At 75.4% G+C, this 12,504-nt stretch carries 11 protein-coding genes; 10 read left to right on the top strand and 1 reads right to left on the bottom strand.

Annotated elements, in window-relative coordinates; translation table 11 throughout:
* Window positions 1-57: 57 nt before the first annotated feature.
* Window positions 58-954, top strand: coding sequence for an NADP-dependent oxidoreductase (locus ACYVK5_RS18525; RefSeq protein WP_460707435.1), 897 nt, complete (start codon window positions 58-60; stop codon window positions 952-954).
* 3 nt (window positions 955-957) lie between these two features.
* Here ACYVK5_RS18525 and ACYVK5_RS18520 read toward each other — a convergent pair whose 3' ends face one another.
* Window positions 958-1,674 carry an AfsR/SARP family transcriptional regulator gene (locus ACYVK5_RS18520; protein ID WP_460707434.1) on the bottom strand — a complete coding sequence of 239 codons (717 nt, stop codon included), beginning with the start codon at window positions 1,672-1,674 and terminating at the stop codon, window positions 958-960.
* A 182-nt stretch (window positions 1,675-1,856) separates the two neighbouring features.
* Here ACYVK5_RS18520 and ACYVK5_RS18515 point away from each other — a divergent pair, with 182 nt between their 5' ends.
* From ACYVK5_RS18515 to ACYVK5_RS18475, 9 genes are read left to right on the top strand one after another with little or no spacing between them, the layout of a single operon-like run.
* Window positions 1,857-2,513: a hypothetical protein gene (locus tag ACYVK5_RS18515; RefSeq protein ID WP_460707433.1), complete on the top strand. Its 657-nt coding sequence runs from the start codon at window positions 1,857-1,859 to the stop codon at window positions 2,511-2,513.
* A 1-nt stretch (window position 2,514) separates the two neighbouring features.
* On the top strand, window positions 2,515-2,835 hold the full coding sequence (locus tag ACYVK5_RS18510) for a hypothetical protein (RefSeq protein ID WP_460707432.1): 321 nt from the start codon (window positions 2,515-2,517) through the stop codon (window positions 2,833-2,835).
* Window positions 2,832-3,983 carry a hypothetical protein gene (locus ACYVK5_RS18505; protein ID WP_460707431.1) on the top strand — a complete coding sequence of 384 codons (1,152 nt, stop codon included), beginning with the start codon at window positions 2,832-2,834 and terminating at the stop codon, window positions 3,981-3,983. The genes ACYVK5_RS18510 and ACYVK5_RS18505 overlap by 4 nt, the downstream gene beginning before the upstream one ends.
* Before the next feature lie 9 nt (window positions 3,984-3,992).
* Window positions 3,993-4,487 (top strand): phage baseplate assembly protein V, encoded by a 495-nt coding sequence (locus ACYVK5_RS18500; RefSeq protein WP_460707430.1) that lies wholly within the window; start codon window positions 3,993-3,995, stop codon window positions 4,485-4,487.
* Window positions 4,487-4,804, top strand: a complete 318-nt coding sequence (locus ACYVK5_RS18495; RefSeq protein WP_460707429.1) for a hypothetical protein — start codon at window positions 4,487-4,489, stop codon at window positions 4,802-4,804. The genes ACYVK5_RS18500 and ACYVK5_RS18495 overlap by 1 nt, the downstream gene beginning before the upstream one ends.
* Window positions 4,801-5,229 (top strand): GPW/gp25 family protein, encoded by a 429-nt coding sequence (locus tag ACYVK5_RS18490; RefSeq protein WP_460707428.1) that lies wholly within the window; start codon window positions 4,801-4,803, stop codon window positions 5,227-5,229. Before ACYVK5_RS18495 ends, ACYVK5_RS18490 begins: the two co-directional genes overlap by 4 nt.
* A complete protein-coding gene (locus ACYVK5_RS18485) occupies window positions 5,226-7,787 on the top strand; it encodes a baseplate J/gp47 family protein (protein ID WP_460707427.1) in 2,562 nt (853 codons plus the stop codon). The genes ACYVK5_RS18490 and ACYVK5_RS18485 overlap by 4 nt, the downstream gene beginning before the upstream one ends.
* Window positions 7,784-10,303 carry a baseplate J/gp47 family protein gene (locus tag ACYVK5_RS18480; protein WP_460707426.1) on the top strand — a complete coding sequence of 840 codons (2,520 nt, stop codon included), beginning with the start codon at window positions 7,784-7,786 and terminating at the stop codon, window positions 10,301-10,303. Before ACYVK5_RS18485 ends, ACYVK5_RS18480 begins: the two co-directional genes overlap by 4 nt.
* Entirely contained in the window at window positions 10,300-12,504 is a 2,205-nt protein-coding gene (locus ACYVK5_RS18475; RefSeq protein WP_460707425.1) for a phage tail protein, read from the top strand. The genes ACYVK5_RS18480 and ACYVK5_RS18475 overlap by 4 nt, the downstream gene beginning before the upstream one ends.

Below are 12,504 nucleotides of genomic sequence, written 5' to 3'. Positions count from 1 at the left end.
ATAGACCGAAGGGTGATCCCGTTGGCCCGAGCAACGACGTCCCGAAGGAGAGAGCGCATGCGAGCAGTGGTTTTCGACCGGTTCGGCGGCCCCGAGGTGCTGCACCTCGGCGAGGTTCCCGAGCCGGAGGCGGATCCCGGCCAGGTCCGCGTGCGGGTCGAGGCCGCGGGCGTCAACCCGTTCGACGGGAAGGTGCGGTCCGGCGCCATGGAGAGCATGTTCCGCACGGAACTGCCGGGCGTGCCGGGGTCGGAGGTGGCGGGCGTCGTCGACCAGGTGGGGCCCGGTGTCACCGGCGTCGCCCCGGGCGACCGCGTGACCGGCTCGACCAGCCGCGGCACGGCCGAGTACGCGCTGCTGACGACGTGGGCGGCCGTGCCGGATGGCATGGACACGACCCAGGCGGCGGCGCTGCCCGTCGTGAACGAGACGGCCCGGCGGGTGCTGCACATCCTCGACCTGAAGCCTGGGGAGACGCTGCTGGTGCACGGCGCCAGCGGGGGCGTGGGCGGGCTCGCGACCCAGCTCGCGGCCGCGGTGGGCGTCACGGTGATCGGGACCGCCTCGCCGTCGAACCAGGAGCGGGTGGCGTCCTTCGGGGCGACACCCACCACCTACGGGGACGGGCTGGTCGCGCGGGTCCGTGCGCTGGCGCCCACCGTGGACGCCGTGCTCGACGCCGCAGGACGGGGCGCGCTGCCGGACAGCATCGAGCTGCGGGGTGGCACCGACCGCGTGCTGACGATCGCGGACCCGGCCGCCGCCGAGCTGGGCGTCCGGTTCAGCAGCGGGGGCGAGCCCTCGGCGGCCGAGCTCGCCGAGCTGCTCGACCTCGTCGCCCGCGGCAAGGTGTCGGTCCCGGTCGCGAAGGTCCTGCCGTACGCGCAGGCGGCCCAGGCGCAGTCCCTCGTCGACGGCGGCCACGCGGGCGGGAAGGTCGTGCTGGTGCCCTGACGGTCACGCCCCGATCATGGCCTGCACGGACGGTGACGGTTCGATGCCGAGCTCGGCGCGCAGGTTCCGGGCGAGGACCTGGTACGCGCGGCGGGCCTCGCACAGGTTCCCCTCGGCCAGGTGGATGGCGATGACGGTGCGATGTGCGCTCTCCCGCAGCTCGTCGGCACGCACCGCCGCGAGCGCCGCGTCGAGGGCGAGGCCGTAGCGCCGCTGGTCGGCGAGGCGCCGGGCGCTCTCCTCCAGGACGTGCAGGCGGAGTTGGTGGAGGCGTTCGCGTTCGGCGTCGAGCCACTCCTCGTCCCAGTCCTGCAGGAGGTCGGAGGCGGGGTCGTCGAGGAACGTCGGGTCGACGTCGTCGGTGGAGAGCAGGTCCTGTGCCCGCCGGACGAGTCGCGTGACGTCGATGTCGACGCTGTCGAGCTCGACGGTGCCGTGCGTGGCGACCACGAGCCCTCGGGCCGCCTGGTTGACGCGCCAGATGCCGGTCCGCAGACAGGCGAGCGCTCGTTGCTCGACGGTCTCGGGCCAGAGCTGGCCGGCGAGCCGGCTCCGGCCGGTGCGGCCCCGCAGCGCCAGCAGGGCCACGAGTCGCTGGGCACCCGCCGGCAGCGTCACCGGCTGATGGTCCACCTCGAGCACGAAGCTGCCGAGCAGCCGGAGGGACACGCTCGGTCCAGGGCGGAGTGCCGGGATTCTGACCCGTCTCTCGTTGCTCATGGAGCCCCCTCGGGGCGGTGGTCGCGACATCACGGCGCAGCGCCCGCCCCTGCGCACGCACTCTACTGGGGAAGGAGGCGACTCGCGCGCCGGTGATACATCACGGGTGGCGACGGCATGACAGGTGCCCGGGTGACGACGACGTGACACCCGCGTGACGCCGTCGTCCCAGCATGGCGGGCATGAGCAGCTTCCCGGGCAGCCCGCGCGTCCTGCCGGGTGCGATCGTCGCGGTCGACCCGCTGAGCCCGCTCGCCCAGGTGGTGGTGTTCCAGTACAACCCCGACGAGGTGGTCCGCCGGGTGAGTCCCCGGAAACCGCCGTCGGGCGGCGGGTCCGCCTCCGACGCGCAGCGGATCTGGGGTGCGCCGACCGAGTCGATCTCGATGACGCTGGAGTTCGACGCGACGGACGGCCTGGCGGCGTCCGACCCGGTCGCGGTGGGTGCGGGGGTGGCACCGCAGATCGCCGCCCTCGAGATGCTGCTGTACCCGAGCTCGGCGGCGGTGGCGGTCAACACGGGGCTGCTCGCCGCGGGCACGATCGAGGTGCTCCCGCCGCAGGGGCCGCTGACGGTGCTGGCCTGGGGTCCGGGCAGGGTGGTGCCGGTGACGGTCGAGAGCCTGTCGATCCGGGAGCAGGCGTTCGGTCAGGCTCTCGCGCCGGTACGCGCGAGCGTGGACGTCTCCTTGAACACGCTGACGTACGACGAGCTGTCCCCCACGAACCCGGGCTTCTCGCTGTACGTGGCCCACCACGTCGCCCTGGAGGCGCTCGCACGGGTGGCAGGCTTCTCGGGTGTCGTCGGCGCCTCCGTCGAGTTGTCCGTCGGAGGGTGAGATGGGCCGCTACGACGACGTCGAGACCGCCGACCACGAGACGACCACCGCGGAGGGCAACCGCCGCCGGGTGCGCTACTACCGCCGCCGTCCGCTCCCGCCACCCGTTCGCACCGAGCCGACGGCGGGTGCGCGGCCGCCGCGGCACACCGTCCTGCCCGACGACCGGCTCGACCTCCTGAGCTACCGGTACACGGGCGACCCGGCGGGGTTCTGGCGTCTGTGCGACGCGAACGCCGCGCTCGACCCGGAGGACCTGACCGGCCCGGAGGCGGTCGGCACGGAGATCGTGATCCCGTTGCCGGGGGTGGGCGGCCGATGACGCTCCTCGGGGTGCACCTGACGGTCCTGGCCGGCCCGACGGTTCCCGTCCCGCTGCCGCCGGACGTCACCGCGCGCGTGCACGAGGTGACCCTCACGGAGTCCGACGACGGACGGTCCGCGTTCACGGTCACGCTCGACGCCGGGCGCAGCGGGCCGGCCGCCGCCCTGGACACGTCCGTGCTCATGTCGTCGCCGCTGCGAGCGGGCGCGCGGGTCGTCGTCGTCCTCACCCTGGGGGCAGTCCCGCACGTGCTGTCCGACGGGATCGTCACCGAGACCCGGCTCGTGCCCGGCAGCGGGGGCAGCGGTGGTTCCGCCGCCGAGCTGCAGGTCACGGGGCACGACCTGTCGGTGCTGATGGACCGGCACGAGGTATCGGCCGAGCATGTCGGGCTCGACGACGCGCTGCAGGTGCTGAAGATCGCCGCGCCGTACGCCGCCCAGGGCGTGGCGCCGCAGGTGGTCCCGCCTCCGGTCCTCGACCCGCCGCTGCCGATCGAACAGACCCCGACCCAGCAGGACACCGACTGGGAGCACCTGGAGAAGCTCGCCCGGTTCCACGGGTACGTGGTGGCGATGATCCCCGGCCCGGCGCCCGGCACCAGCACCCTGTACTGGGGGCCGCCCGTCCGGGCCGGGGCGCCGCAGCCCGCCCTGTCGATCGACCTCGGCCCCGACACCAACGTGACCGGTTCACCCAGCTTCCGGATGGACGCCCTCGAACCGGAGCTCGTCGAGGGCCAGGTCCAGGACTCACGGCTCGGCACGGTCGTCCCCGTGCGCACCGTGGCCTCGCTGCGCCCGCCGCTCGCGGCGCTGCCCGTGTGGGCGGTCCAGCAGCCGCACGTGCGCACGCGCCAGTACCGCGACACCGGCGTCCCCGCCGCGACCGCGCTCGCTCGGGCCCAGGCGACCACGGACGCGAGCGTCGACTGCGTCGTCGGCACGGGGACGCTCGACGGCGGCGCGTACGGGGCGATCCTGCGCCCCCGCGGGCTCGTGGGGATCCGCGGTGCCGGCTGGTCGCACGACGGCCTCTGGTACGTGCGGAAGGTCGAGCACCACATCACGCGGGGCGGCTACACCAGCGACTTCACCGTGGCGCGCGAGGGCTACGGCTCGACCGTCCCCGTCGTGCGGGTCTGAGGAGGAACGATGGCGTTCTACGGCAAGTACCGCGGGAAGGTCGAGAACAACTTCGACCCGATGCAGCTCGGCCGCGTCCAGGTGTCGTGCCCGGCGGTGCTCGGTGCGGGCACACTGAGCTGGGCCATGCCCTGCACCCCGTACGCCGGCAACGGTGTCGGGCTGTTCCTGGTACCACCCGTGGGCGCGAACGTCTGGGTCGAGTTCGAGGGCGGCGATCCGGCGACGCCGATCCTCGCCGGCTGCTTCTGGGGCGCCGGCGAGGTCCCCGCCGGCCCCGCGATCGCCGAGACGAAACTGCTCCAGACCGAGTACGTGACCATCGAGGCCAGCGACCTGCCGGGCACCGGCGGGATCACCCTCGCCGCGAAGCCGCCCGCGGTCACGCTGCCGGTGGAGATCACGGTGACCAGCGACGGCGTCGAGATCGCCACCGGCGCCGGATCGATCAGCGTCTCCAAGACGTCGGTGTCCCTGAACCAAGGCGCCCTGGAGGTGACGTGATGCCCGGCTACCTGCTCACCACGACCGCGAAGGTGGCATGCACCCACCAGGGCGCGGCCACGCCGTCGGCCGGGGCGCCCCGCGTCACGCTCGGCGGCACGCCGGCCGTGCTGCAGAGCGCCCCGTACACGGTGGCGGGCTGCGCGGCGCCGTCGAACGTCGGCGGCCCCGACACCGCCGGGGCGTGGACCACGGGCACCACCCGGGTGGCGTCGAACGGGGTGCCGCTCGCGATCCTCGCGTCCACCGGCACGTGCGCACCCACCGGCGTGCCGATGCAGGCCCAGTCCACCCAGACCCGGGTGCGGGCGACATGAGCACCACCCCGCCTCCCCCGTCGCCTCGCCGGACGCCGACGACCCGCCACGTCGGCTTCCCGCTGCGCCTCGACGCCCGCGGCCGCACCGCCCTGGTCGACGACGAGGAGTACCTGGCGGGGCTCGTGGAACAGGTGCTGTTCACCGCCCCCGGAGAACGCGTCGACCGTCCCGAGTTCGGCAGCGGCGTCGGCCGACTCGTGTTCGCCCCCGCCGGCGACGCCCTCGCGGAGTCGACGCAGGCCCTCGTGCAAGGAGCGCTGCAACGGTGGCTCGGCGACCTCGTCCGTGTCGAGGAGGTCCGGGTCACCGCCACCGACACCCGCCTCGACGTGCGGGTGACGTACCTGCCGCTGCACGCGACCGGACCCGAGCAGTCGCGCACCCTGACCGTCGGCGGGCCCGCGCACGGGCGGACGCCGTGAGCACGACGGCCCCCGCCCCCACCTTCACCGCGGCCATCGACCGCGAGGCACGACGTGCGCTCGTGCGGGGCCGCGCCGACCTTGACGGCATCGACTTCGTCGAGGTCCTCTCCAACCACGCCGGCACCCCGGGCCACGTCCCCGGCATCCCCGCGCAGCGCACGCTGCTCGTCCACCTGCTCAACGGCCCGGTGCCCCCGACGTGGGACGCCACGACGGTCGCCGTGCCGGGCGGCGTGCGCGAGGACCCCGACCTCAACCCGGTCGGCGTCACCTGGGCCCACGCGGCCGTCGCCGTCGCCGGGACGACGACGACGCCACCGGCCGACCCGCTCGACGGCGTCACCCCGGAGGACCGCGCCCTGGTCGGGCAGGCGCTCGCCGGCGACGAGGCCCGGGCGCGCGCCCTCGTCGTGCGGACCGACTCCCCCGGCGACCTGTCGACCTACACCCTGCGCCTGCTGGGCGAGGGCGGCACGGGCGTGCCCGACGGCATCGACCCCCCGCTGGCCACGTCGTCGTTCCGGTTCGGCGTGGACTGCCCCTCGGACCTCGACTGCCGGGTCCCGGCCCAGGACCTGCCGCCCGCCGAGGGGCCGGCGACCGGCGACTACCTGGCGCGGGACTTCGAGGGACTGCGCACCCGGCTGCTGGACCGGCTCGCCGCCCTGATGCCGGGGTGGACGGACCACAGCCCCGCGGACCCGGCGGTCATGGTGGCCGAGCTCTTCGCCGTGGTCGGCGACCGGCTCTCGTACTGGCAGGACGCGATCGCGACGGAGGCGTACCTGGGCACGGCCCGGCGGCGCACGTCGGTGCGACGCCACGCCCGCCTCCTGGCCTACGCGGTGCACGAGGGCTGCTCGGCCCGCACGCTGCTCGCCCTCACGACGGACTCCACGCTGACGCTGCCCGCCGGGACGGCGGTGGCGGACCTGCCGGCCGAGGCCAGGGCGGCGGTCCCACCGGGCACGACCGACCCCGCGGTGCCGATCGAGGCCTCCGACACCGGGCGCCTCGTCGTCGAGACGGCCGCCCCGGTGACGCTCACGCCGGCGCGCAACGCCCTGGACCTGTTCGCCTGGGGCGACGACGACCACTGCCTGCGCCCCGGGACGACGGCGGCATTCGTGCGCACCTCCGCGGGGACGGACCCCGAGCTGCGCGCCGGCGACCTGCTGGTGCTCGCCGAACGGCCCGCGGGCGGCGAGCCGCGCGACGGCGATCCCGCCCGGCGGTTTCCCGTCCGCCTCGTGACCGACGCCCGCGAGCACGCCGACCCTCTGGACCCGGCCGTCACCGTGTGGGAGATCCGCTGGCACCCCGCCGACGCGCTGACCGCGCCGCTGCCGGTCACGGAGCCGGGGACCGCGGAGGCGCGCGCGGTGGCCCTGGCGAACGTCGTCGTCGCGGACCACGGGGCGACGGTCGCGGAGGAGTTGCTCGTCCCGCCGACCGTCCCGGCCGGAGTCGACTACCGGCCGCGGTTGCAGCGTCCCGGGCTGTCGCGCGTCGACGGCACCCTGCCGCCGTCGGCCCCGGCGACCGAGCTGCTCGCACCGGACCCGCGCCGGGCGGACGGGGCGCTCGCCCTGGACGACGGCCTGCGTACCTGGGAACCCCGTCCGGACCTGCTCGCCAGCGGACGCCTGGCCACGCACCTCGTGATCGAGCCCGAGCCGGGCGGGGTGAGCCGGCTGCGGTTCGGCGACGGCGTCCACGGCCGGAGCCCCGCGGTCGGGGTGAGCCCGCGGGCGACGTACCGGGTGGGTACGGGGACGGCGGGCAACGTCGGGCCCGACCGGCTCGTGCGGATCCTGCGACGCCCCGACCACACTGATCCGACCGGCGGCGCCGACGTGCACGTGTGGAACCCGTTGCCGGCGTCGGGCGGCCGCGACCCCGAACCCCTGGAGCAGGTGCGGCAGCTGGCCCCGGCGGCCCTGCGCACCCAGCTCCGGGCCGTCACGTCGCCCGACTACGCGCGGGTCGCGGAGCAGCACGCCGGCACGCAGCGGGCGGTGGCCCGGCGGCGGTGGACGGGGTCGTGGTACGTCCAGTCGGTCACGCTCGACCCGGTGGCCGCCCGCGACGACGACCCGGTGCTGCGGGACGAGGTGCTGGCCGCGCTGGAGGTGCGGCGCATGGCCGGCGTCGACGTCGCCCTCGAGCGCCGCCTGCACGTGCCGCTCGAGATCGTCCTCGGCGGCTGCGTGGCACGGGGCTACCTGGTGGGTGACGTCGTCGCGCGGCTGCGAGAGGCGTTCTCGGCCGGGGTGCGCCCGGACGGCAGCCGCGGATTCTTCCATCCTGACCGGTTCACGTTCGGCCAGCCGCTGCTGCTGTCCGACGTCGTGGCGGCGGCGATGGCGGTCGACGGCGTCGCCTGGGTCGAGCCGCTCCGGTTCACCCGGGCGTCGGCGTCGAGGGCCGCAGCCAGGGCGAGCCTGCAGGCGGGTGAGCTCACCATGGCGTCGCGCGAGCTGTTGCGCTGCGACTCCGACCCGAACAACCCGGAGGCGGGACACATCGAGTTCTCCTTCGGAGGTGGATCGTGAGCACCGACGGATGCGCCGAGCGCGCCGGGTACCGGGTGCCGTCCAACCCGCCGGGTCAGGACGTGCTGCACTGGCGCGTGGCACCCCGCGGGACGGCGATGGAACGCCTCCGCGCCGCCCTGGCGTCGGGCGACCACCCGCTGCCGGTCCGGTCGCTCGCGACGCGGCCGCCCGACGACCCAGCCGTCGCCCTGCTGGACGCCTGGGCCCTGGTGGGGGACATCGTCTCGTTCTACACCGAGCGGATCGCCACCGAGGGGTTCCTGCGCACCGCGACCGAGCAGACCTCCGTGCGCGCCCTGGCCGCCACCCTCGGCTACGAACTGCGCCCCGGCGTGGCGGCGCGGACCGAGCTGTCGCTGGAGGTCGAGACGGCGCCCGGGGCGCCGGCGTCCGTCGTCGTCCCGGCCGGGACGCCCGTACAGACCGTGCCCGCCCCCGAGTCGCTGCCCCAGACGTTCGAGACCAGCGAGGAGGTCGTCGCGAGGGGATCGTGGAACTCCCTGGCCCTCCACGACCGCGTCCCCCAGCAGCCGGGCCTCGGCGCGCAGGAGATCTGGCTTTCCACCACGACGCCGGACGTCCGCACAGGTCAGCGCCTGCTCATCGTGGGCGCGGAGCGCGAGTCGGTGACCGACGACGACCCGCACTCCGACGACACCGAACGGTGGGACCTGCGCACGGTCGACGCCGTGGACGTCTCCCCGCCCGGCGCACCCGCGTGGACACGCCTGCGGCTGGACCGCCCGATCGGATTCCAGCAGTCGCGCCCGCTGGTCGCCGAGCAGGACGTCCGTGTCCACGCGCTGTCGCGACGGTTGTCGCTGTTCGGGTGGAACGCGCCCGACCCGGGACTGCTCGAGGGCCAGACCGACCCGTGGCCCGGCTACGACCTGCCCGACGGCGGGCGCGAGATCGAGATCGACACCGACGTCGCGGACCTCTCCACCGGGTCGTGGCTGGCGATGGAACAGCCGGGCCGCACCGAGGCGTACCGGGTCACCGAGGTCATGCCCGACGGCGCCACGAAGTTCGCGCTGTCCGGCAAGCTCACCCGCGTCACCCTGGACATCTCCGAAGGCGTGGACGTCTTCAGGCGCGACAGCGCCCTGGTGCACGCGGTGAGCACCGAGCTGCCCGCGGCATGGCGGCCCCGCCCGGACCCCGTGGGCGCGGGCGACGACACCGGCGGGCACACCCTGGACGTCGTGGCGAGCGACCCGCCGCTGGAGCCCGGCCGTCTCGTGCTCGTGGCCGGTCCCACGACCGACGGCGCCGGCGAGGTCGAGGTGACGACCGTCGTGGCCGTGGAGCAGGTGACGACGCCCTCCGGCGGAGACGGCGAGACCCCGGGCGAGGAGGTGCAGCGCCTCACCCTCGACCCGCCGCTGACCCGCGACTACCTGCCGGGCACGGTGCGGGTGCACGGCAACGTCGCCCGCGCCACGCACGGCGAGACCGTCGAGCAGGTCCTGGGGTCCGGCGACGGCCGCGCCGAGTTCGCGTCCTTCGAGCTGCGCCGCCCCGACCTGACATACCTGCGCACGACGACGAAGGCGGCCGGGGCGGCGGCGGCCCTCGAGGTGCGCGTCGACGACGTCGCCTGGTCCGAGGTCGAGTCGCTGCACGACGCCGGTCCCGGCGACCAGGTGTACGTCGTGCGCCAGGACGACGACGGCACCTCCACCGTGACGTTCGGCGACGGCACCTACGGGGCGCGGCTGCCCACCGGTTCCGAGAACGTGCGGGCGGTGTACCGGGTGGGGATCGGCTCCGACGGGGTGGCCGATGCCGGTCAGGTGTCGCTGCCGATGCGCCGGCCCCGCGGGATCGCCACGATCCGCAACCTCTCGCCGTCCCGCGACTGGGCGCCGCCCGAGGACCTCGAGTCCGCCCGGACGAACGCTCCGCAGCGGGTCCGCACGCTCGACCGGGCGGTGTCCGTGGACGACTACGCCGACTTCGCGCGCGCCTACTCGGGAGTAGGCCGGGCCCGCGCGGACCTCGTGTGGGACGGCCGCGCGGAGACGGTGGTGGTCTCCGTGCTCGCCGCGGACGGCGGCCCGGCGTCGTCGTCGCTGCTGACGGATCTGGCGGACACGATCGACGGCGCCCGCGACGACCGGGCTCCGCGCCTCGTGCTGTCCGGGGACGTCCACGACGTCGGGGCGCGACTGAGCATCCGGGTCGACCCCCGGTACGAGACGGACGCGGTGCGCGACGCCGTCGTCGGGGCGCTGCTCGCCGACTTCGGCGACGTGCCGTTCGCCACGCCCGTGGCCGCCGCCCAGGTGCTGGTGACGGCCGCCGCCGTGGAGGGCGTGGCCGGCGCCACGATGCCGCAGCTCCTGCCCCCGGTGACGCTTGGGAGCGTCGTGTCCCCGTTCGTCGTGAGCAAGGCGGCGCAGGACCTGCTCGTGGCCCGCACGGCCCGCTGGGACGAGAAGGCGGGCGTGCGGCCCGCCGAGTCCCTGCGGCTGGTCCCCGGCCGCCTCACCGTGGAGGTGACGTCATGAGCACCCCGGATCCCGCACTCTCCACGGTCTCGCCGCAACGCCGCGACGACCGCACCGCCTACCTCGAGTCCCTGTTGCCCACGCACGTCCGCGAGCGCGACGCCGCCTCGGGCGGCCTGCTGCACGCGCTGCTCGGCGCGGTGGCGGGCGAGCTCGCCGTCCTCGAGGAGGACCTGGAGCGGTTGTACGACGCGTGGTTCGTCGAGACGGCGCCCGAATGGGTGGTGCCGTATCTCGCCGACCTCGTCGGGGTGAGCGGGTTGCCCCGGGATCTGGGCGACGCCGGCGCCGGGCGTCGCGCCCTCGTCGCCAACACGACCGCGCACCGGCAGCGCAAGGGCACGGTGGCGGTGCTGGAGCAGGTGGTGCGCGACGTGACGGGCCGGCCCGCGGTGGCCGTGGAGTTCTACCGGCTGCTCGGCACGACGACGCACGTCAACCACGTCCGCACGGACCGGCCCGCGTGGGCGTCGCTGCGTGACGCCGCCCGCGTCGAGCTGGCCTCGCCGGGGTTCGCGTCCGGGGCGCTGACGTCCACCGCCCGCACCGGGGAGGTGCGCCACGTCGCGCCGGGGCCGCGAGGCGGGCGGGGCCGGTACAACATCCGCAACGTCGGGGTGTTCATGTTCGGGCTCCAGGTGTACGACGCGCCGGCCGCTCCCGCTCGCCCCGGGACGGACGTCTGGCACACCCATCCGCTGGGGTTCGACGAGCCGCTGTTCGCCCCGCCGGTGACGGAGGAGTCGGTGGAGCACCTGGCGGGAGAGGCGCACCTGCCCGTGCCGCTGCGCCCGCGCCGGCTCCTCGCCGCGCTGCGGGCCGCGCGGGACGGCTTGCCGGGCGAACGGGTGCCGCTGGCGGTACGGGTCGACGACGGCCCCCCGCTCGCCCCGAACCGGCTCCGGGTGTGCGGGCTGGAGGACCTGGCGGCACTCGGCGGCTGGCAGGTGATGGTCGACGCCGTGACGGGGCGGCTGCACCCCTATCGTGACGGAGCCGCCGCAGCTCCCGGGGCGTTGCACGTCGACCTCGCCTACGGGGCGCTGGCCGACGTCGGCGCCGGCACGCAGGACCGCAGCGTGGCCCACGAGGACGCCCTGGCCGCCGACCCGTTCGCGGGCGACACCGACCGTGGCGGGGCCGACATCCTGGGATTCCAGGGGCAGGTGGCGGTGCGATCCGTGCCGCCCCCGGGCCCGGGCGAGACGGACCTCGCCGCGTCCGTGGCCGACGCGGTCGCGACGACCGCGGAGGCCTGGGCGGACCCGGCGGCCACGGGCGGCACGCACGTCGTGTCCGTCGGCGACTCCGAGGCCTACGCGGGCGGGCTCGCCGTCGACGTCCCGGCCGAGACGCGGCTGGTGCTGGTCGCGGCGGCATGGCGCGGGCGCCGGCTGCTGTCGGGGGACGTCGAGGCCCCCGTTCCCGGGGTGTACTCCCCCGACGGGCTCCGCCCCCGGATCGTGGGAGACGTCGTCGTGACCGGCGCGGCCGGGAGCTCGGTGCTGCTGGACGGCATCGTCGTCGACGGTGACGTCGTCGTGGCGCCCGGGGACCTGGGATCACTCACGCTCGGGCAGTGCACGGTGGCCGGCCGGATCCGTGTCGAGGCGGACGAGACAGCGGATCCCGAGGCCGCGAACCGCGGGCTGACCGTCACGCTGCGGCGCAGCATGGTGGGGGGCGTCGACCTCGCGCCGACCGTCCCCGACCTGGTCGTCACCGACTGCGTGGTGGACCCCGGGCTGGCGCCGGCCGGGCCGGTCGGCGTGGCGGTCGATGCCGCCGGGGCCCACGCCCGCGTCGCGGGAAGCACCCTGTTCGGGGACGTCGGCTGCCGCGTGCTCGAACTGACCTCCGGTGTCTGCGACGGCGTGGTGACCGTCGTCGACACCCAGCGCGGCTGCGCCCGCTACTCGTTCCTGGGACCCGGCTCGCACACGCCGCGCCGCTACCGGTGCGTGCCGCCGTCGGACACCACGACATCGGACGCACCGTCCTACGTCTCGACCGCGCCCGGTTCGCCGCGGTACGCCGAGCTCGCGCCGAGCACACCGGCCTCGATCCGGCGTGGCGGCGAGAACGGCGCCGAGATGGGCGTGCACCACCACCTCCACCGGCCCGGTCGGTGGGACGCGGCCCGGCGGCTCGTCGAGCCCTACGTCCCGGCCGGGATCCAGATCGGAATGTTCGGGAGCTGA

Source organism: Myceligenerans halotolerans (assembly GCF_054782975.1).
Note: the sequence above shows the minus strand (reverse complement) of the source record. Positions and strands in the feature narration are given on the sequence as shown.